This window comes from Pseudomonas rhizosphaerae, assembly GCF_000761155.1.
In the GTDB taxonomy this organism is placed as follows: domain Bacteria; phylum Pseudomonadota; class Gammaproteobacteria; order Pseudomonadales; family Pseudomonadaceae; genus Aquipseudomonas; species Aquipseudomonas rhizosphaerae.
Map to the genome: position 1 here is coordinate 4,414,535 of NZ_CP009533.1, position 17,891 is coordinate 4,432,425.

A 17,891-nucleotide genomic window follows, 5' to 3' on the forward strand; every position below is an offset into this window, starting at 1 on the left:
ACGCGGCTCGCACGCCCCTGTAGCAGCGGCGCAAGCCGCGTCCGGCATCACCGCGTCACGTCACACGTAACGCGGCCGATCCTCCATCAATGCAGCTTCAATCGCGGCTCGGTGCCACGGCCAATACGGCTGCCCAGCATCAACATACCGGTGCGGAACAGGCCATACAGCGCCGCCTGGTGCATCCGGTACAGCGACACGTAGAACATCCGCGCGAGCCAACCTTCCAGCATCACGCTGCCGGTCAGGTTGCCCATCAGATTACCCACCGCCGAAAAGTGCGAGAGCGAAATCAGCGAGCCGTAATCCTTGTAGGTGTACTCCGGCAGGGCCTTGCCCTCGATGCGCAGCTTCAGCGACTTGGCCAGCAACGAAGCCTGCTGGTGGGCCGCCTGAGCGCGCGGCGGTACGTTGCGATCGGTACCCGGCTGCGGGCACGCCGCGCAGTCACCGAACGCGAAAATATCGTCGTCGCGAGTAGTCTGCAGGGTCGGACGCACCACCAACTGGTTAATACGGTTGGTTTCCAGACCATCGATCTCCTGCAGGAAACCCGGAGCCCGAATTCCCGCCGCCCAGACCTTAAGGCTAGCTGGGATCACCTGGCCACTGCTAGTCAGCAGGCTTTCAGCGGTCACTTCGCTTACTGCGGCATTGGTCAGCACCGTCACCCCGAGTTTTTCCAGAGTCTGGTGCACCGGCTGGCCGATGCGCTCCGGCAACGCCGGCAGTACCCGCGGACCGGCTTCGATCAAGGTGATGCGCATGTTCTCGGGTGCGATGCGGCCCAGGCCGTAAGCCGCCAGTTCCTTGGCCGCATTGTGCAGCTCGGCCGCCAGCTCGACGCCGGTAGCACCGGCACCAACGATAGCCACGCTGATCTGCGCGCGGCTTTCATCGTGGCCGGCGTGCGCACGCAGGTAGTGGTTGAGCAACTGCTGATGGAAGCGCTCGGCCTGCTTGCGCGTGTCCAGGAACAGGCAGTGCTCGGCTGCACCCTGGGTGCCGAAGTCGTTGGTGGTGCTGCCTACGGCGATCACCAGCGTGTCGTAGCCAATGCTGCGCGCCGGTACCAGCTCAAGTCCTGTTTCCGGATCCAGGGTGGCGCTCAGCTGGATCTGCTTGGCCGCCCGGTCCAGGCCGCTCATGCGACCCAGCTGGAACTCGAAATGATTCCACTTGGCCTGGGCCACATAGTTGAGTTCATCTTCGGACGAGTTCAGCGAGCCGGCAGCCACTTCATGCAGCAGCGGTTTCCAGATATGGGTCAGGTTGGCGTCCACCAACGTGATGCTGGCCGTGCCGCGCTTGCCCAAGGTCTTGCCCAGGCTGGTGGCCAGTTCCAGGCCGCCGGCGCCGCCGCCGACGATAACGATGCGATGTGTCATGGAAAGCTCTCATAAGGTCAAGGAATTCGGTAGGTCTGCAAGGGGGGCGAGCGCAAGGCAGCTCATAGCTCCACACCTTGAGGTAGAGGGTTCGACAGGCCCGGCTGTGGCGTCATCCAGGCAAGGAGCGGGCGCTCGACTCGCTGCTGAAGGACGCACAGATGACCGCCGACCCATGGGGCGCGGTTCACGTGGCTGGGCATGGAACCTTGAAGAGGTAGACGTTTCAGACGCTGGCAAGGCTACAGGGTTCCTGACAGGCGGTGCGGACGATAGCGCTTTGTATCATTCGCGCCATGGATACGCCATGGCCGACAGGTCGGCACGCTCACAAACTGATACCCACATCGAAAACGATGCTGCGGCCCAAGTTGTTGCGCAGAAAATCCGGTGCATCCGGATGCGCGAACAACACCCGCGCGAAGGTCGGGCCAACCAACGATAGCGAGCGCCAGCCCTGACGTAAAAATTCAGTCGGTGGCGGAAAGTGGCTGTTCAAGTCCAGGGTTTCGCGCTTGAGGCTGGCGAAGGCGATGATGTCCAGCTCGCCCAGGTCCAGGCCGCGCTCGCGATAGTTGTGGGCTTTCTTGCGCAAGGTGGGTGCTAACCGCTGCAGCAACTCGGGCGCCCGGATGCGCTTGGGGCGTGCCTCGCGGCGTACCAGTTGGCTGAGCGAGAAGGCGCTGCGGCGGCGTTGCAACTCTTCGCGCCATTCATCATTGAGCCGGCGACCTTCATCGAGCACGAAAAACACCTCGAAACTGGCTTCACGAAACAGCACGTCCGGGGGCTCCTGGCCAGCAGGGGTGAACTCGTCGTCGCGGTAGGTGATGTTCAGGCCCTGCAAAAGACGCTCGCACACCCAACGCTCGCGCTCCCATTTGCGCGCATTGGAAAGAAAGGCGTTGGCCTGCTCGGCCTGGCTGGTGAGCAAACGCAGGTAGTCGGAGTCATCCATGGCCCTAGCTTAGCCCGCCTGTGCGACGAAAAGAATAATGGCCAGCGCTTCAAAATCGCCCGGCAATGGGTAAGGATGGGATTTTTCCAGGAGCTGCACCATGCCCAGCATCAAGATCACCTCCGGCGGCTATGAATTCTTGGCCGAAACCCATCCTGACGCACCGCAGACGGTGGAAGCGTTTCTCAAGCTGTTGCCTTATCGACAGAAGATCATCCACGTGCGCTGGAGCGGCGAGGCATGCTGGGTGCCGTTGGGCGAGTTTCAGTTGCTGCGCGACGATGCGCCGGTCGGGTTCGAAAACCACACCAGCCACCCATCGGTAGGGGACGTGCTGTTTTATCCGGGGCCGTACAGCGAGACGGAAATCCTGCTGGCCTACGGGTCGTGCTGCTTCGCCAGCAAGATGGGGCAATTGGCGGGCAATCACTTCCTCACCGTCGTGCAGGGCAAGGAAAACCTACGCGCCCTGGGCGTGAAAACCCTGTGGGAGGGCGCGCAGGAAGTGTTGTTCGAATTGGCATGACCGCAACTGCGCGGTAGGGCCTGACGCGGCTCGCGCCGCTGCTACAGAGTCCGCTTGCGCGGTGCGCCCGGACGCGGCTTGCGCCGCTGCTACAGGCTCCGCCTGCGTGGTGTGCCCGGACGCGGCTCGCGCCGCTGCTACAGAGTCCGCTTGCGCGGTGCGCCCGGACGCGGCTTGCGCCGCTGCTACAGACTTCACCTGCGCGGGTGTGGCCGGACGCGGCTTGCGCCGCTGCTACAAGCTCCGCCTGCGTGGTGCGCCTGGATGCGGCTCGCGCCGCTGCTACAGACCCCGCCTCTGTAGCAGCGGCGCGAGCCGCGTCGGCGGTAAACGCGATGTCCCAGACTGCACCAAACACAAACCGCGATCCGCGTTCAACAAACCGCCTCAATGCCCGCGCGGTGGCAAATCCTCACTGAACAACTCATCCTCGGCATCCGGACTCACCGGAATCTTGTGCTCCTCGGCAGCCCACGCCCCCAAATCAATCAGCTTGCAACGGTCAGAACAAAACGGCCTGTTCGCATTCGCTGCCGTCCATTCCACCGGCGCCCCGCAAGTTGGGCAATCAACGGTCAAGGGTTGGCTCATTCTCGGCCTCCACGCAAAGTCAGATAAAAAGTATGCAGCCGCTCGACTTCCGAGTGCAGCCAGGCCAGGTCGCGGTCGTTGACCAGCACATCGTCCGCCAGCGCCAGCCGCTGCTCGCGGCTCGCCTGAGCCTTCAGAATCGCCTGAACCTGCTCAGGCGTGGTGTGATCGCGCAGCAAGGTCCGTACGACCCGCACCGCTTCCGGGGCATCCACCACCAGCAGGCGCTGAGTGATACGGTACTGCCCGGACTCGACCATCAGCGGCGACACGAATACCGCATAGGGCGAAGTCGCCGATGCCAGCGAGCGGGCGATTTCCTCGGCGATCAGCGGATGCAGCAACGCCTCGACCCAACGACGTTCCTGCGCATCCTCGAAGATAACCTTGCGCAGCGCCCCGCGATCCAGGCTGCCATCGGCCTGCAACAGCGCCGCGCCATAGCGCTCGGCCAGCGCCGCCAACGCCGGACGCCCCGGCTCCACCACCCAGCGCGAGGCCTGGTCGGCGTCCACCACGTGCACGCCCAACTCGGCAAAGCGCTGCGCTGCGGCGCTCTTGCCGCTGGCAATGCCACCGGTCAGGCCCAGCACCCAAGGTTTATCCACAGCTGTTGTCATCGGAACCCGGCAAACTGCATGTATGAAGTGGTTATTTGATCACCCCACAGCAATGCAATCCACCCCGCGATGGCCAGATAAGGCCCGAACGGGATCGGGGTACTGGTTTGCGCGTTGCGCATCCGCAACATCAACACCCCCAGCACCGCCCCCACCAGCGACGACAACAGAATGGTCAGCGGCAGAATCTGCCAGCCACCCCAGGCCCCCAGCATGGCCAGCAACTTGAAATCGCCGTAGCCCATGCCTTCCTTGCCGGTGATCAACTTGAACACCCAATACACCAGCCATAAGCTGAGATACCCAGCCACCGCGCCCCACAGCGCGTCATACAGGTTGGTGAACAACCCCTGGCCATTGACGATCAACCCCAGCCACAACAGCGGCAGCACCAGCACATCCGGCAGCAACTGATGATCGGCATCAATCAGACTCATCGCCAGCAGCCCCCAGGTCAGCACCAGAAACGCCGCCGCCTCCCAGCCCAGGCCGAAGTGATACACCACGAACGCACTGAGAATGCCCGTGGCCAACTCGACCAGCGGATAACGCAAGCTGATCTTCGCCCGGCAATTGGCACACTTGCCCCCCAGCATCAGGTAACTCACCACTGGAATGTTCTCCCACGCGCGGATCTTGTGCGCGCAGTGCGGGCATTCAGAGTGGGGGAGCAGCAAGTTGTAGGTAGCGCCCTTGGGCTCGGACGGCAAGCCGAGCATCTCCCGGGACTGCGTGGTCCAGTCGCGGTCGAGCATGATGGGAAGGCGGTGGATGAGGACGTTGAGGAAGCTGCCGATGATGAGGCCCAGGAGGAGGGCACAGGCCATCAGGGCCAGCGGGCTGGCCAGGAATTCAATTAGGAGCATGTTAGACGACGGAGCCGAGTTGGAAGATGGGAAGGTACATCGCAATAACCAGGCCACCGACCACTACGCCCAGTACGGCCATGATCATGGGTTCCATGAGGCTGGTAAGGCTGTCGACCATGTTGTCGACCTCGGCTTCGTAAATGGTCGCTACGCGGTCGAGCATGTCGTCCAACGCGCCAGATTCTTCGCCGATGGCGGTCATTTGAATGGCGAGGGTGGGGAAGACGCCCGTCGAGCGCATGGAAAAGTTGAGCTGCATGCCGGTGGAAACGTCGGCTTTGATGCGGTTTACGGCGTTTTTAAAGACGACGTTGCCGGTAGCGCCTGACACCGAATCCAACGCATCCACCAGTGGCACGCCGGCCGCGAATGTGGTGGAAAGCGTGCGTGCGTAACGAGCCACGGCCGACTTGTACAGAATAGCGCCTACGATCGGCACTTTGAGCAACCCGCGATCTACAGTGTCACGCAGTTTGGGACTGCGTTTCATGGCATGCTTGAAACCGAAAAACAAACCAACGAACCCTGCCAGCAGCAGTAGGTACCATTCCTGAACCATGTCGGACATACCCATCACCATCAAAGTAAACGCTGGAAGTTCTGCCCCGAAGCCTTCGAAGATTGATTTGAACTGCGGCACTACCTTGATCAACAGGATTCCGGAAACAATGATGGCAACAACTACTACAGCGATGGGGTAGGTCATCGCTTTCTTGATCTTGGCTTTGAGCTGCTCGGTCTTTTCTTTGTAAGTAGCCACGCGATCCAGCAAGGTTTCCAAGGCACCAGCCTGCTCACCGGCATCCACGAGGTTGCAGTAGAGATCGTCGAAGTATTCCGGCTTCTTGCGCAGTGACGAGGCGAAGCTGTTACCTGCGGCAACTTCCTGCTTGATCTCGTCCACGAGCTTACGCATATTAGGGTTATCGACACCTTCGGAAATGATGTCGAACGACTGCAATAATGGCACACCAGCACGCATCATGGTCGACATCTGCCGAGTGAACAGAGCAATGTCGGCAGGCTTGATCCGTTTGCCTTTTCGGAATAGCGAGGTGCCCTTCTTCTTGACCTTGCCTGGGCTTATCCCCTGCTTGCGCAACTGCGCCTTGATCAACGCTGGATTATGGCCGCTCAGCTCCCCCGACATCTTGGTGCCTTTGCGGTCTATCCCTTCCCAGGCATAAACGTTGACCTTTGGTTTGACCGCCATTGCTTAATCCTTGGTGACTCGGTTGACTTCGGCAAGGCTGGTGACCCCTTGCATAACCTTGACCAGACCTGACGCTCGCAAATCGCTGAAACCTTCCTTACGCATCTGTGCTGCGATCTCGATAGCGTTGCTGGCTTCCATGATCATGCGCTGCAATTCTTTGGTGACTTTCACCACTTCATAGATGCCCTGCCGACCGCGATAGCCGCCGTTGCACTGCTCGCATCCCACGGGTTCGTAGATCTTGAAGGTCCCTATCAGCTCCGGGGCGAAACCTTCCTCGATCTGTGCGTCGCGCGGAATGTCCGCTTCCTTGCGGCAATGCGGACACAATTTTCTCGCAAGCCGCTGCGCAATGATCAGGCTGACGGATGTTGCAATATTGAAGCCAGCCACGCCCATGTTCTGCAAACGAGTGAGCGTTTCTGCTGCGCTGTTAGTGTGAAGGGTAGAAAGCACGAGGTGACCGGTCTGTGCGGCCTTGATCGCGATCTCGGCCGTTTCCAGGTCACGGATCTCACCGACCATGATCACGTCGGGATCCTGACGCAGGAACGAACGTAGCGCTTGGGCGAAGTCCAATCCTTGCTTGTTATTGACGTTGACCTGGTTGATACCCTCCATGTTGATTTCCACGGGGTCCTCGGCCGTCGAGATGTTGATGTCCACAGTGTTAAGAATGTTGATCCCGGTGTAAAGCGACACAGTTTTACCCGAACCTGTCGGGCCGGTAACCAGAATCATCCCCTGCGGTTGCTTCAACGCCTGAAGGTAAAGCTCTTTTTGATGAGGCTCATAACCCAGCGCATCGATACCCATCTGCGCACTCGACGGGTCGAGAATACGCATCACGATCTTCTCGCCCCACAGTGTCGGGAGCGTGTTTACCCGGAAGTCGATGGCCTTGCTCTTCGAGATGCGCATCTTGATCCGGCCGTCCTGTGGTTTGCGACGTTCGGAGATGTCGAGGCTGGCCATGACTTTGAGACGTGCCGCAATGCGGCCTGCCAGATTGATCGGCGGACGCGCGATTTCGCGGAGCATGCCGTCAGTCCGGAACCGGACGCGATAGGCTTTCTCATAGGGTTCGAAGTGCAGGTCAGACGAACCGCCGCGGATGGCATCGAGCAACATCTTGTTGACGAAGCGCACGACGGGAGCGTCGTCGGCGTCCTGGCCGCCGATGGAGTCGTTTTTATTATCGTCAACGGTTTCAACATCCAGACCGTCCAGGTCGACATCACTGAGCTCTTCAAGGCCCGTGGTACCGCTCTCGAAAAACTTCTCGATGGCGTCGGTCAGTTTGTCGTCTTCAACGAGAATGGCTTCGGCTGTCAGGCCAGTGTTGAACTGGATGTCAGTGATGGCCTGATGGTTGGTTGGATCCGAAATGCCTACGAACAGTTTATTGCCACGTCGCCAAAGTGGCAGGGCATGATGCTGGCGAACCAGCTTCTCACTCACCAACCCTCGAGGCTGAGCTTCACGATCAACTGCCGCCAGATCCAGAAAGGACACACCGAACTGATCGGCCGCAATTTCTGCAATGTCGCGGCTTTTAGCTAGCTTGTTGTGTACCAGGTAGTGAACAAGAGGGACGCGGCTACGCTGAGCCTGCTGATAGGCCTGCTGTGCAGCCTTGTCGGTCAGGAGTTCAGCGACGACCAATTGCTTGGCCAAGCCGGTGAGGACGATATCGTTCATGGGGGCACCGAGTACGGACAATCCGTGGTTTATAGCGTAGTCGAGCGATGGTGCCAAATTTGGTGTAATGGCCTTACTTGTCAAGTGGTGAGTAGACGGTGTAATCGCGGGGTAATGCTCTTCTATGTAAACCCCTACGGCCTATAGGTTTCAAAAACAGATTGATCTAGGAAAGGAGAGTGACAAAAATTGTCAGAATGGGCCTTTTGGTGGTTCAAATGATTGTCGCATTACATCTTCCCATTAGTAGTTTGTGGGCTGTGGAGTTGGCACGGTTGATGCTTGATATGTTTCAATGCAATACGACAAGTCATGATGATCGTTTTTGCACCATCTAATTTCGCTCTGTGAGGACGGACCATGGCCAAGCTTCAAAAAGGTTTCACTTTGATTGAGTTGATGATTGTGGTTGCAATCATCGGTATTCTTGCTGCTGTCGCATTGCCAGCGTACAAGAATTATACAGCTCGAGCAGAAATCGCCAACGCTTCTGCAACGGGCGACGGACAAAAGAGCAAGGTTGCTATCAACCACAGTGCAGGAAAGACTGGTACTGCCCTTTGCGATGATGTGAGCTCAAACTCTGTAACATGCGCTTCTGGTGTCTTAACTATCAACTACAAGACTACCACGACCGTAGTAATGACGCCGACTTTGACCGATGCGGATATTACTTGGGTCTGTAAGGTGACTGTTACTCCTGTTACCGATTATGTTAATCGGGCTTGCAACAATCTGAGCGGTGCTGCGTTGCAGTAATTACCGTTGCAATCATGCACTAGCAAGTGTGTAAGATACTGCTAGTGCGTGACTGCATTTATCTTTAAAGAAACGCCGGTGTAGCTCAGTCGGTAGAGCAGCGCACTCGTAACGCGAAGGTCGTAGGTTCGATTCCTATCTCCGGCACCATCCAATCCCCGCCTAGCCACCCAAAGCAGCATCGGCAACCTCCCACCCCCGCGCACTACGACCCATCCCCCCCGCGCTAGATCACACCCCCCATTCGCTCCAAAGCCCCATCAAGCTTCCCCTGAATCGGCTCCATCAAGCAGTAAAGGTGATTGCACGAAATCTTCTCTGCCTCGGCATCGAACAGCAGCTGCAGCACGACCTCCAGTGCCCCGTTCACCTCGCTCAAGGTACTGACCGATTCCTGCAACACGGCAACGCCCTCGGCAAGCGCCAAAAGCCTTCCATTCATATCTTCGAAAGCATCGGCAGAAGTGTCTGCACTGAGCCAGCACTGCAGATCCGTTTGTATGTGGGCGAGTCGATTCGAGGGCTTGTTCATCGTTTACCCCTGCCATGAAATGGCGCGCAGGCATCGGAGCGTGAACAGGCCACACGCAGAAAATAAGCTTTCATAAGACGTTCCTTTATCTGGTTAGCGCAGCCACGCTCGCGACCAAACGAGTGGGTGGCAGCTGTACGAAGGTTGGTCGACCGGCGATAAAGGAATCCGGCACACCCGAGGGTGTCCTGCGCACAGCCGCCATGACACGAGGCTGCGTGCGCAAAAAAAGCGCCTGCAATCGTGATGGGGCGCTGTAGCGCCTTTATCTACTCGGGCGACCAAACCCGGTCGCTGATTTTGCAGCGACGGTGCGAATGTACGCTCGATGGGAATCTAAAATCAAGGCAGGATGGATTGGGTTAGCACGGCCAGCCATGCAACTTGGCCCTGTCCCTTCACACTACGTCGGCCCAGGAGCCCCCCATGTTCAGCCACATCCAAATCGGCGCCCGCGACCTGCCAAAAATGGTCGCCTTCTACGACCACGTATTCCAAGCCTTGGGCCTTATCCGCATCCCCGAGGAAAACGACGGTGGGCCGGCTGGCGTCGGTTGGCAGCGGCCAGGCCAGCCATGGCCGCAGATCTACGTCCAACTCCCGTTCAACGGCCTTCCAGCCACATCGGGCAACGGCATGCAGGTGAGCTTCGCAGCGAAGTCGCTGCAGCAGGTGCGGGAGGCGTGGCAGGCGGCGATGGATAACGGCGGCGCGGATGAAGGGGCGCCGGGCTTGCGGCCGCAGTATGCGCAGGACTATTTCGGGGCGTATTGCCGGGATCCCGAGGGCAATAAGTTGTGCTTCGTCCACACGGCGGACATGGCGTAACGCAGCGTGCGTCGGCGGCTTGCCTGCGGGGCATCGACAGTCGTTATGCGCGCATTCTGGTCAGCCGCGCCACAAAGGCAGTTATCACCACCGCCAACACCACGCCTGTCGCCACGGCGGGCAGTATGCCCAGTTGCTGCACCATGCCCTGCAAGCTCAGGTAGAAGCCGATTACGCCGACGGCGCCAATCGCGTTGCCTCGTACGATTACCGCGAGCTCCTGGCGCCCGCCTTGCACATGGGCAAAAACCGCGAGGGGCCATGCGATGATGGGAATGGGCGCAAGGTAGCCACTGACGACGGGGCCTAGCCACTGCGCGCCTGCGGTGATCAGCAGTAGCAGCAGGGTGGCGGTGAGCATCCGCATGGGAATGATCCATTTGGGCAGCGGCACGGGTTTTCCCGGGTGTTTTTCAGTGTTTGCAGTGGCCGCGATCAGCGCGGCAATCAGGCACAGCGTTATCGCGATGGACGCCAACGGCGATCCCAGCCAGTTCATCAGCAGGGCGGTAGCGACGTAGAAACCTAGTGCTGCGAGGCAGCCGAGCAAAGCGGAAAGGCGACGGGTCACGGCCAGGTAGAACAAGTAGGTCGCTTGAATCGCCGCCAAGCCCGCCAAAGCACCGGGCACCGCCAGCGCCACGAACCCAGGGCCTTGCTCAAGGCTCAGAAACAGCATGACGACGGAAGAGGTCACCGGCAGCCCTGATAGCAGCCCACCGATGTGGGTGCCCCAGCGCCGGGCTGCCAGGGAAATGGAGAGCATGAGCAGTGGGGTGATGAGCAGCTTGAGGTAGAAGACGGTCATGGGAAAAAATCATTGTTTTTGGTTCGCATGTTTTACATGATCCGGCAATTGCCCGCCTCTCATCATGGGCAAGGAAGCCAACCGTGAAATACTTCTTCATCATTCTGGCCAGTTACGCTTCGGTCTACCTGTGCGTGTCGCCATTGCTCGACGCGCGGGTGCAGGACGTGATCGAAGGTCTGGAAATGCGTCGCCGGGCGGCGGACATCGAGGCGTATGTCGAGCATGTGATCGCTGCGTTGAATCGCAGCAAACTGGAATACGCTCTGTTTGGCGGAACGCTGATGGCGGGATTGATCAGCGCTGGCGTCTGGTTGCTGAGCAATTGAGTCCGGACAGCGAGCAGGGCGTGCGAACCGGTCAGGTTCTGCACGCCCTAGGCGATTATTCGCTGCGCTTGTCCTGCTCGCTGAATTCCACCGCCAGCGCAGCGGCTTCCACGTCATTGACGCGTATGTGCAATTCGCCGTCGGCGTCCTGCACCTGAAACACGGGGTCGATGCCTTGCGCGCGGTATTGCTCGGGGACGTCATCGCCTTCGAGCTTCTTCACTGAAATGGCCATGGCTTTTCCTCCCAAAGAGACTGTGACCCATACCTGTGGGTAACGTGCGGTCAAAAGTTATGCACAGGAACTTACCTCGCCTGCAAAGCCTCGAATCACTAACTATCATCAGAGGCTTCCTACCATGACCACACGCGATGAAATTCAGCCAAAAGCTCCTACCCTCGACGCGAGCGGCAAGCCGGTGAACGTGGTTGAGCGGGATATCGAAAACGAAACTCCGGCGACCGAAGGCGTCGACAAGGTCATCACGCCGACCTCCATCAAGGAGAAGGAACAGGACGCCGAGACGTTGCAGCGCAAGACCGCCGAGATCGAACGCAAGATCGCAGACGGTCGTTGATGTCGTGAAAAAGGAGAAAAGTGCAGCTAACCGTCCGTTCACATCCGTTTCACACGGCATTTACATTCACGGGCGTAATGTTGACCTTGCTCCTTCTTCAAGCCCGCTTTCCTCCCCGTCGGCGGGCTTTTCTTTGCCTGCGATTTGGCGTTTCGTCTCTCTAGGCCTGCTAACCTCACCTATTCAAGCGTCGACCCACACCTGGTTGCGGCGCGTTGCTGCGCATGATTGCGCGGCTTTTCAAGGAGCTTGACCCCACCATGACCATTTCCCTGCGCACACGGTTGTTGACCGTGCTGATGTTCACCACGCTGCTTAGTGGCTGCGGCGTCAACAACATTCCGCAATATGACGAACAGGTGAAATCGGCCTGGGCTCAGGTGGAGAACCAGTACCAGCGCCGTACCGACCTTATCCCCAACCTGGTGGAAACGGTGAAGGGCTACGCCAAGCAGGAGCAGGACACCCTGACCCGGGTGATCGAAGCCCGTGCCAAGGCCACGTCGATCCAGGTCGATGCCAACACCCTTGACGATCCGGCGAAGCTGCAGCAGTTCGATCAGGCTCAGCAGCAACTCAGTGGTGCCTTGAGCCGTTTGATGGTGACGGTCGAGCGTTATCCGGACCTGAAGTCGAACCAGAACTTCCTGGCGCTGCAATCGCAGCTCGAAGGCACCGAAAACCGCATCGCGGTAGCACGTCGTGATTTCATCGCGTCGGTCGAGAAGTACAACACCGAGATCCGTACCTTCCCCGGCAAGCTGTGGCAGATGACCATGTACCGTGACCAGAAGGTTCGCGAGAACTTCAAGGCCACGGCACCCAATGCCGAGCAAGCGCCGAGCGTGAAGTTCCAATGAAGCCATGGCGGTGCCTGCCGCTGCTGATGCTGCTGTGGGTCGCCACTGCCGGGGCGTTGGAGTTTCCGACACTCAGCGGCCGGGTGGTGGACCAGGCGGGCCTGCTCGATGGGCAGACCCGCACCCAGCTCAGCCAGATGCTAGAAGCCCACGAGCAGGCGACCTCCGAGCAGGTCGTGGTGGTGACCGTGCCGGATCTGCAAGGTACGGACATCGCCGACTACGGCTATCAGCTCGGACGCGCGTGGGGCATCGGCGAGAAGGGCAAAGATAACGGTGCCCTGCTGATCGTGGCCAAGGCCGAACGCAAGGTGCGCATCGAAGTCGGCTATGGCCTGGAAGGGCAGCTGACCGATGCGCAGTCTTCGATCATCATCAATAACGTGATCGTGCCGTCGTTCCGCCAGGGTGATTTCGCTGGTGGCATACGCGCCGGTGCGGCTGCCATGCTGCAGGTGCTGGGCGGTGATCCATTGGCCGAGCCTCAGCGCAGCAGCGCGCAGGCGCAAGGCCACGACCAGCAACGGCTGCCGTGGCCGGCGTTCCTGATTCTGATCATTATCGTCATCGTGATGATTCGCGGTGGCGGCGGAGGCGGGCGCGGTGGTCGAGGCGGCGGCGGTGGTTCGGTACTCACAGGTGCAGTGCTGGGCAGCGTGCTCGGTGGTGGCCGTGGCGGCGGTGGTTTCGGCGGCGGCGGTGGTGGCGGTTTTGGTGGCGGTGGCGGCGGCTTCGGCGGCGGAGGTGCATCGGGTGGCTGGTAAATCGAGCAGGTACGCAGCATGACATTACTGGACGAAAGCGCGCAGAAGCGCGTGGCCACGGCGATTGCCGAGGCCGAACTGCACACCGACGCCGAACTGGTCACGGTGCTCGCACCGCAATCCGACGATTACACCTACATCCCGTTGCTATGGGCGGGGCTGGCGGCGTTGCTGCTGCCGGGGTTGATCAACTACTACCCTGGCTGGCTGAACGCCCATCAGTTGCTATTGGCGCAGTGGGCCACGTTCATCGTGTTGGGGCTGCTGTTTCGCATTCCGGCGCTGACCACTGCGCTGGTACCGCGGCGGGTGCGGCATTGGCGAGCGGCGAACATGGCTCGTCGGCAGTTCCTGGAGCGCAAGTTGCACCATACCCAGGGTGCGACGGGGATACTGATCTTCGTTTCGGAAGCCGAGCGGTACGTGGAAATCCTGGTGGACGAGGGCATTTCCAGCCGTGTTGGCGATGACACCTGGCATGCGATCGTCGAAGCGTTCACCGCGCGCGTCAAGCGGGGTGAAACGATGGAGGGCTTTGTGGGTTGTATCCAGGCGTGCGGTGAGGTATTACGTGAGCACGTACCCCTAACCCATCCTCGCAACGAGTTGCCGGATCGGTTGGTCGTGCTGGGCTGACCGCTCAGCCCTGCCAATGGACCTAACGAGGTTACAAGCTGTCAAAGTGGCATTACGCTATCATTCGCATTTTGCCCACGGAGCCTCGCCATGAGCTCGATCATTTTCCCTCAACCGTTCAAGGCGGTTGGTTGCTCCGATTGTCGAAACCTGGATGCCCTGGGTTTCGACTTCACCATGGCCTTTCAGCCGATTCTCAACGTGCGCAGTGGGCAGCCCTGGGCCTATGAAGCCTTGGTGCGTGGTATCAACGGTGAGTCTGCTTTCAGCATCCTGAGTCAGGTCAACGATGGCAATCGCTACCGCTTCGACCAGTCTTGCCGCGTCAAGGCCATCGAGCTGGCCACGCGCTGGGGTCTATTGGATTTGCCCGATTGCCTGCTCAGCATCAACTTCCTGCCCAAGGCCGTTTATCGCGCTGAAACGTGCATCCGCGCCACGCTCGAGGCCGCCCGCGAGTTCGGCTTTCCGCTGAATCGGCTGATGTTCGAAGTGACCGAGGGCGAGCGTGTGGATGACCCGTTGCACCTGCAGTCGATTTTCACCGAATACGAGAAACAGGGCTTCATCACGGCGATCGATGATTTCGGTTCGGGGTATTCCGGCCTGAACCTGCTGGCGACCTTCCAGCCCAAGGTGCTGAAGATCGACATGGCGCTCACCCGCGATCTGGATCACGACGCCGTGCGGCAAGCCATCGTGGCCGGCATCGTGCTGGTGGCCGGAAAGCTGAACATCACCGTCGTGGCCGAGGGCGTGGAAACCGTCGGCGAAAGCACGGCGCTGCAAGGGCTGGGGATCGACCTGCAGCAAGGCTACCTGTTCGCCCGTCCGGCCATTGGCGAGCTGCCGCTCAAGCCGTGAGCGATAGGGTAGTGGTCGTCAGCCAGCGCGAGTCGATGAGGCGTCATGAAGATAATGGGCAAGTGCCTGTTTGGTCAGGTCGTTGAGCGTAATGCGCTGCCGGTTAGCAGCGATGCTGGCCGCTAGGTGCAATTCATGGCCTATTCGAACATTGAACGATCCTTTGCAAGAGACTTCCGGCGTCACCTTCAGGTTGACGCAGGTTTCCAGATAGTCGTCCACGGCTGTGTGAAACGCTGCGATCAGTTGTGAGACTGTTTGTCCTTCATAACTGATCAGCGCCCGCACGAACTGCGCTTTGCCATATAGACAGTCGTCTTCAGCACTCGCCTCGATCGATCCGAAATAGCCGCGGTATTGAAGCAATGGGTTCATGGGATCAGGCCTGCGTTTTTCAATTGGGCAATGATCTGCCGCCGGATGTAGGGTTTGATTTCGTTACCCGGATGAGGGCGATGTAGACTGATCAGGGCCTTCGGATCACCATTATAGAATTTGACACGGCTACCACTGCCTTGAATTGGATGGTAGCCAAACCCCTGTAGTACTTTCACCAGTTCATTCCATGTGAAATCGCCATCCTGCGAGATCAGTTTGGCAATGAGCTTTCCCTGCCTGGACATACCTCTCCCTACGTGCGACTAAATTTAGTTGCTCATCGATTGCGCGTCAATATTTGCTGCCTGGCTAGGTTTAGATCAGGAATGAAGATGTGGGCGAGGGGAAATGATACGAAGAATGTGCAGGAGTGCACGAGGGGAGCATAGGTGGGTGATCAGACCGTCTTGCCAACAGACGGGCTCACCCAGCAGGTGGCCCCGTCTGCTGCCGCATTAATCTTCGAGAATGAACGCGAACTTGTCGTCGATCAGCATCTTCAGGTAGGCGTCGAAGCTGTCGGCGATGACCACGTATTCGTCGGGGTCGTGGACGAAGCGGATCACTTGGCCCTTGGTGCCCTTGCTCGTGGGGTTGAAGTCGATGAAGAGCGTGGAGGTACCGCCGTTGTTCATGCAGTGCGAGAAGCACAGGCGCTGACCCAGGCTGACCTCGGCATCGATACGCTTGTCGACCATTTCCGGGTTTTCCAGAAAGAAGTCGTCGTAGATGTCGGCGATGCTTTTGTCGTTGGCGGCGTGGTCTTCGAGGATCTGCTCGACCGAGCGCAGGTAATAGGGATATTCGGCGATGTCGGAGCCCAGGATGAGGACCGAGACTTCACCTTTCTCGTATTTCTGCCAGTGCGTGCCGTTCACCTTGGCGAGCAACTGCAGCAGGCTGTCCGGGCAGTCCGGGTAGACTTCTTTGAGAGCGTCCAGTTGGGTGGGCGAGGCGCCGGTGGCGAACGCGAGTTCGGTTTGGCTGGCGGCGGGCAGGGCGGCTTTGAGGCCTGAGTGAAACTGTTCGACGATGCTCAAGGCTGCTTCCTTACGCGGGTTTTGTCTGAGCACCATTGGGCGATTCGTGGGGGGAGTCAAGGGAATTTACTGTTTGGGGGATTTGTGGGGGGGGGCTTGGGATGTGTGGGGGGGCGACTGGCCTCTTCGCGGGCAGAGCCCCGCTCCCACAGGACCTGCTCCCACAGGACCTGCTCCCACAGGGCCTGCTTTCATAGGAGCTGCTTTCACAGAGGCCAGCGGGGGGCTCAGCGCCAGCGTACGGTGTAGTGCGCGGGCACGTCGCTCATCTGCGGCTGGAAATGGGTGTTGGAAATCACGTGGGTCTGCACCTGTCCGGCATCGTCGTGCAGTTCGATCTGGTCGCCTGCGCCGGCGTTGAGGGTCACTTCGTAGATCAAAGCCTTGTTGGGCTCAAGGGAAGATTCGAAAGGGCCGAAACGGGTGCCGTCGATGCGAACGATGTAGACCTGGTGGGCGCCTTGGGTGGATGTGCTGGTCACTGCGAAAACTCCATACCTTTGCTGGTCGATATCTATGGGGGCTGTCACAGGCTCAGGCGCATGGACAGGTCTACTGCTTTTACATCCTTGGTCAGGGTGCCGATCGAGATGTAGTCCACACCCGTTTCGGCAATGCTGACCAAGGTCGAATCGTTGATGCCGCCACTGGCTTCGAGCTTGGCCTGGCCGGCATTGATGCTGACCGCTTCGCGCATGTCGGCCAGGCTCAGCTCGTCGAGCATGACGATGTCGGCTCCAGCGGCCAATGCCTCACGCAGCTCGTCCAGACTTTCGACCTCGATTTCAACGGGCTTGCCCGGCGCGATGCGTTGCGCGGCCGCCACGGCCTGGGCCACGCCGCCACACGCGGCGATGTGGTTTTCCTTGATCAGGAAAGCATCGTACAGGCCGATGCGATGGTTATGGCAACCGCCACAGGTCACTGCGTACTTTTGCGCCAAGCGCAGGCCCGGCACGGTTTTGCGAGTGTCCAGCAATTTGACCTGGGTATGGGCAACACGCTCGGCGAAAAACTGCGCGCGAGTGGCGACAGCCGACAGCAACTGGAGAAAGTTGAGCGCGCTACGCTCCCCGGTCAGCAGCGAGCGTGCCGGGCCTTCAAGGTGGAACAACGGCTGGTTGGCCTGGGCCTGCTGCCCATCCATCACTTGCCAATGCACCGCCACACGCGGGTCGAGTTGGCGAAACACGGCATCGACCCACGCGGTGCCGGCAATGGTGCAGGTGTCGCGGGTGATGATGGTGGCCTTGGCCAGGCGCTCGGCCGGGATCAGTTGCGCGGTGATATCGCCGCTGCCCACATCCTCGAGCAGCGCGCGGCGCACGTTGGCTTCGATTTCAGCGGTCAGATCGGCAAGACGAAGATTGGGCATGACGCGCTCCATCGGCAAAGTGGCCGGATTATAGGATACTGCACGGCTTGGAGCGAAGCCCTGTACCACGTGCCTTCAAACAGCGTAAAAAGCCGTGCATTTGGTCGGCTGCCGTGAGCTTTCGTCGCCATTTAAGGTCAATCTCTTACTTAGCCCCGTGTTCGCTGAACTGCTTGCCACCTTGGTAGTCAGAGATCACTGTCGGTGAGGTCAGGTAGATGACGTCACGTAGTTGGCAGGGATGTCGACGCTCTTTTTGGTGGGTGGGGGG

24 protein-coding genes and 1 tRNA gene are annotated in these 17,891 nt (G+C 59.4%); 10 read left to right on the top strand and 15 right to left on the bottom strand.

Going from position 1 to position 17,891, the window contains the following annotated elements; genetic code table 11:
* Positions 1 to 86: 86 nt before the first annotated feature.
* A complete protein-coding gene (locus tag LT40_RS19565) occupies positions 87 to 1,388 on the bottom strand; it encodes an NAD(P)/FAD-dependent oxidoreductase (protein ID WP_043192829.1) in 1,302 nt (433 codons plus the stop codon).
* A gap of 328 nt (positions 1,389 to 1,716) precedes the next feature.
* On the bottom strand, positions 1,717 to 2,346 hold the full coding sequence (locus LT40_RS19570; protein WP_043192830.1) for a DUF1780 domain-containing protein: 630 nt from the start codon (positions 2,344 to 2,346) through the stop codon (positions 1,717 to 1,719).
* Between the two features lie 100 nt (positions 2,347 to 2,446).
* Here LT40_RS19570 and LT40_RS19575 point away from each other — a divergent pair, with 100 nt between their 5' ends.
* Positions 2,447 to 2,872, top strand: a complete 426-nt coding sequence (locus LT40_RS19575; protein WP_043192831.1) for a DUF3830 family protein — start codon at positions 2,447 to 2,449, stop codon at positions 2,870 to 2,872.
* Positions 2,873 to 3,259: 387 nt separating this feature from the next.
* Here LT40_RS19575 and yacG read toward each other — a convergent pair whose 3' ends face one another.
* Genes yacG through pilB form a run of 5 tightly spaced genes read right to left on the bottom strand, consistent with a single transcriptional unit; the run spans position 3,260 to position 7,869 of the window.
* The gene (yacG, locus tag LT40_RS21465; RefSeq protein ID WP_084139849.1) at positions 3,260 to 3,463 is read right to left on the bottom strand and encodes a DNA gyrase inhibitor YacG; all 204 of its coding nucleotides are present in this window, start codon (positions 3,461 to 3,463) and stop codon (positions 3,260 to 3,262) included.
* Positions 3,460 to 4,083: a dephospho-CoA kinase gene (coaE, locus tag LT40_RS19580; protein WP_043192832.1), complete on the bottom strand. Its 624-nt coding sequence runs from the start codon at positions 4,081 to 4,083 to the stop codon at positions 3,460 to 3,462. The genes yacG and coaE overlap by 4 nt, the downstream gene beginning before the upstream one ends.
* Complete coding sequence (locus tag LT40_RS19585; protein ID WP_043192835.1) at positions 4,080 to 4,949, bottom strand: prepilin peptidase; 870 nt, start codon at positions 4,947 to 4,949, stop codon at positions 4,080 to 4,082. The genes coaE and LT40_RS19585 overlap by 4 nt, the downstream gene beginning before the upstream one ends.
* Position 4,950: 1 nt before the next feature.
* Positions 4,951 to 6,165 (bottom strand): type II secretion system F family protein, encoded by a 1,215-nt coding sequence (locus LT40_RS19590; RefSeq protein ID WP_043192836.1) that lies wholly within the window; start codon positions 6,163 to 6,165, stop codon positions 4,951 to 4,953.
* Between the two features lie 3 nt (positions 6,166 to 6,168).
* Positions 6,169 to 7,869, bottom strand: coding sequence for a type IV-A pilus assembly ATPase PilB (gene pilB, locus LT40_RS19595; RefSeq protein ID WP_043192837.1), 1,701 nt, complete (start codon positions 7,867 to 7,869; stop codon positions 6,169 to 6,171).
* Between the two features lie 360 nt (positions 7,870 to 8,229).
* Here pilB and LT40_RS21935 point away from each other — a divergent pair, with 360 nt between their 5' ends.
* Both LT40_RS21935 and LT40_RS19605 read left to right on the top strand, forming a co-directional pair.
* Complete coding sequence (locus LT40_RS21935) at positions 8,230 to 8,628, top strand: pilin (protein ID WP_084139850.1); 399 nt, start codon at positions 8,230 to 8,232, stop codon at positions 8,626 to 8,628.
* A 74-nt stretch (positions 8,629 to 8,702) separates the two neighbouring features.
* Positions 8,703 to 8,778 (top strand) — tRNA-Thr (locus LT40_RS19605).
* Between the two features lie 76 nt (positions 8,779 to 8,854).
* Here LT40_RS19605 and LT40_RS19610 read toward each other — a convergent pair.
* The gene (locus LT40_RS19610; RefSeq protein ID WP_052393484.1) at positions 8,855 to 9,160 is read right to left on the bottom strand and encodes a DUF1484 family protein; all 306 of its coding nucleotides are present in this window, start codon (positions 9,158 to 9,160) and stop codon (positions 8,855 to 8,857) included.
* A 426-nt stretch (positions 9,161 to 9,586) separates the two neighbouring features.
* Here LT40_RS19610 and LT40_RS19615 point away from each other — a divergent pair, with 426 nt between their 5' ends.
* Positions 9,587 to 9,988 carry a VOC family protein gene (locus tag LT40_RS19615; RefSeq protein WP_043192838.1) on the top strand — a complete coding sequence of 134 codons (402 nt, stop codon included), beginning with the start codon at positions 9,587 to 9,589 and terminating at the stop codon, positions 9,986 to 9,988.
* A gap of 43 nt (positions 9,989 to 10,031) precedes the next feature.
* Here the strand turns inward: LT40_RS19615 and LT40_RS19620 are convergent, their stop codons facing one another.
* On the bottom strand, positions 10,032 to 10,796 hold the full coding sequence (locus LT40_RS19620; RefSeq protein ID WP_043192840.1) for a hypothetical protein: 765 nt from the start codon (positions 10,794 to 10,796) through the stop codon (positions 10,032 to 10,034).
* 83 nt (positions 10,797 to 10,879) lie between these two features.
* Here LT40_RS19620 and LT40_RS19625 point away from each other — a divergent pair, with 83 nt between their 5' ends.
* Positions 10,880 to 11,125, top strand: coding sequence for a hypothetical protein (locus LT40_RS19625; protein WP_043192842.1), 246 nt, complete (start codon positions 10,880 to 10,882; stop codon positions 11,123 to 11,125).
* Between the two features lie 55 nt (positions 11,126 to 11,180).
* On the opposite strand, the gene LT40_RS19630 is transcribed toward LT40_RS19625, so the two are convergent.
* Complete coding sequence (locus tag LT40_RS19630; RefSeq protein ID WP_043192844.1) at positions 11,181 to 11,360, bottom strand: hypothetical protein; 180 nt, start codon at positions 11,358 to 11,360, stop codon at positions 11,181 to 11,183.
* A 124-nt stretch (positions 11,361 to 11,484) separates the two neighbouring features.
* Here LT40_RS19630 and LT40_RS19635 point away from each other — a divergent pair, with 124 nt between their 5' ends.
* From LT40_RS19635 to LT40_RS19655, 5 genes are all read left to right on the top strand, one after another.
* Complete coding sequence (locus LT40_RS19635; protein ID WP_043192846.1) at positions 11,485 to 11,703, top strand: hypothetical protein; 219 nt, start codon at positions 11,485 to 11,487, stop codon at positions 11,701 to 11,703.
* A 260-nt stretch (positions 11,704 to 11,963) separates the two neighbouring features.
* Complete coding sequence (locus LT40_RS19640) at positions 11,964 to 12,563, top strand: LemA family protein (RefSeq protein WP_043192848.1); 600 nt, start codon at positions 11,964 to 11,966, stop codon at positions 12,561 to 12,563.
* Entirely contained in the window at positions 12,560 to 13,327 is a 768-nt protein-coding gene (locus tag LT40_RS19645; protein ID WP_043192850.1) for a TPM domain-containing protein, read from the top strand. The genes LT40_RS19640 and LT40_RS19645 overlap by 4 nt, the downstream gene beginning before the upstream one ends.
* 18 nt (positions 13,328 to 13,345) lie before the next feature.
* Positions 13,346 to 13,963, top strand: a complete 618-nt coding sequence (locus LT40_RS19650) for a TPM domain-containing protein (RefSeq protein ID WP_043192853.1) — start codon at positions 13,346 to 13,348, stop codon at positions 13,961 to 13,963.
* A gap of 90 nt (positions 13,964 to 14,053) precedes the next feature.
* Entirely contained in the window at positions 14,054 to 14,827 is a 774-nt protein-coding gene (locus LT40_RS19655; RefSeq protein ID WP_043192855.1) for an EAL domain-containing protein, read from the top strand.
* Positions 14,828 to 14,845: 18 nt separating this feature from the next.
* On the opposite strand, the gene LT40_RS19660 is transcribed toward LT40_RS19655, so the two are convergent.
* The 5 genes from LT40_RS19660 to nadC form a co-directional block, all read right to left on the bottom strand.
* The gene (locus LT40_RS19660) at positions 14,846 to 15,202 is read right to left on the bottom strand and encodes a type II toxin-antitoxin system HicB family antitoxin (protein ID WP_043192857.1); all 357 of its coding nucleotides are present in this window, start codon (positions 15,200 to 15,202) and stop codon (positions 14,846 to 14,848) included.
* A complete protein-coding gene (locus LT40_RS19665; protein ID WP_043192859.1) occupies positions 15,199 to 15,450 on the bottom strand; it encodes a type II toxin-antitoxin system HicA family toxin in 252 nt (83 codons plus the stop codon). Before LT40_RS19665 ends, LT40_RS19660 begins: the two co-directional genes overlap by 4 nt.
* Before the next feature lie 210 nt (positions 15,451 to 15,660).
* Entirely contained in the window at positions 15,661 to 16,245 is a 585-nt protein-coding gene (locus tag LT40_RS19670) for an SMI1/KNR4 family protein (protein WP_043192861.1), read from the bottom strand.
* Between the two features lie 227 nt (positions 16,246 to 16,472).
* On the bottom strand, positions 16,473 to 16,727 hold the full coding sequence (locus LT40_RS19675; protein ID WP_043192863.1) for a hypothetical protein: 255 nt from the start codon (positions 16,725 to 16,727) through the stop codon (positions 16,473 to 16,475).
* A 44-nt stretch (positions 16,728 to 16,771) separates the two neighbouring features.
* The gene (gene nadC, locus LT40_RS19680; RefSeq protein WP_043192866.1) at positions 16,772 to 17,620 is read right to left on the bottom strand and encodes a carboxylating nicotinate-nucleotide diphosphorylase; all 849 of its coding nucleotides are present in this window, start codon (positions 17,618 to 17,620) and stop codon (positions 16,772 to 16,774) included.
* Positions 17,621 to 17,891 lie beyond the last annotated feature (271 nt).

Bases quoted from the DNA above. Each gene is read 5' to 3' on its own strand.
- LT40_RS19565 (WP_043192829.1), bottom strand. From the start codon at position 1,388: ATGACACATCGCATCGTTATCGTCGGCGGCGGCGCCGGCGGCCTGGAA.
- LT40_RS19570 (WP_043192830.1), bottom strand. From the start codon at position 2,346: ATGGATGACTCCGACTACCTGCGTTTGCTCACCAGCCAGGCCGAGCAG.
- LT40_RS19575 (WP_043192831.1), top strand. From the start codon at position 2,447: ATGCCCAGCATCAAGATCACCTCCGGCGGCTATGAATTCTTGGCCGAA.
- yacG (WP_084139849.1), bottom strand. From the start codon at position 3,463: ATGAGCCAACCCTTGACCGTTGATTGCCCAACTTGCGGGGCGCCGGTG.
- coaE (WP_043192832.1), bottom strand. From the start codon at position 4,083: ATGACAACAGCTGTGGATAAACCTTGGGTGCTGGGCCTGACCGGTGGC.
- LT40_RS19585 (WP_043192835.1), bottom strand. From the start codon at position 4,949: ATGCTCCTAATTGAATTCCTGGCCAGCCCGCTGGCCCTGATGGCCTGT.
- LT40_RS19590 (WP_043192836.1), bottom strand. From the start codon at position 6,165: ATGGCGGTCAAACCAAAGGTCAACGTTTATGCCTGGGAAGGGATAGAC.
- pilB (WP_043192837.1), bottom strand. From the start codon at position 7,869: ATGAACGATATCGTCCTCACCGGCTTGGCCAAGCAATTGGTCGTCGCT.
- LT40_RS21935 (WP_084139850.1), top strand. From the start codon at position 8,230: ATGGCCAAGCTTCAAAAAGGTTTCACTTTGATTGAGTTGATGATTGTG.
- LT40_RS19610 (WP_052393484.1), bottom strand. From the start codon at position 9,160: ATGAACAAGCCCTCGAATCGACTCGCCCACATACAAACGGATCTGCAG.
- LT40_RS19615 (WP_043192838.1), top strand. From the start codon at position 9,587: ATGTTCAGCCACATCCAAATCGGCGCCCGCGACCTGCCAAAAATGGTC.
- LT40_RS19620 (WP_043192840.1), bottom strand. From the start codon at position 10,796: ATGACCGTCTTCTACCTCAAGCTGCTCATCACCCCACTGCTCATGCTC.
- LT40_RS19630 (WP_043192844.1), bottom strand. From the start codon at position 11,360: ATGGCCATTTCAGTGAAGAAGCTCGAAGGCGATGACGTCCCCGAGCAA.
- LT40_RS19635 (WP_043192846.1), top strand. From the start codon at position 11,485: ATGACCACACGCGATGAAATTCAGCCAAAAGCTCCTACCCTCGACGCG.
- LT40_RS19640 (WP_043192848.1), top strand. From the start codon at position 11,964: ATGACCATTTCCCTGCGCACACGGTTGTTGACCGTGCTGATGTTCACC.
- LT40_RS19645 (WP_043192850.1), top strand. From the start codon at position 12,560: ATGAAGCCATGGCGGTGCCTGCCGCTGCTGATGCTGCTGTGGGTCGCC.
- LT40_RS19650 (WP_043192853.1), top strand. From the start codon at position 13,346: ATGACATTACTGGACGAAAGCGCGCAGAAGCGCGTGGCCACGGCGATT.
- LT40_RS19655 (WP_043192855.1), top strand. From the start codon at position 14,054: ATGAGCTCGATCATTTTCCCTCAACCGTTCAAGGCGGTTGGTTGCTCC.
- LT40_RS19660 (WP_043192857.1), bottom strand. From the start codon at position 15,202: ATGAACCCATTGCTTCAATACCGCGGCTATTTCGGATCGATCGAGGCG.
- LT40_RS19665 (WP_043192859.1), bottom strand. From the start codon at position 15,450: ATGTCCAGGCAGGGAAAGCTCATTGCCAAACTGATCTCGCAGGATGGC.
- nadC (WP_043192866.1), bottom strand. From the start codon at position 17,620: ATGCCCAATCTTCGTCTTGCCGATCTGACCGCTGAAATCGAAGCCAAC.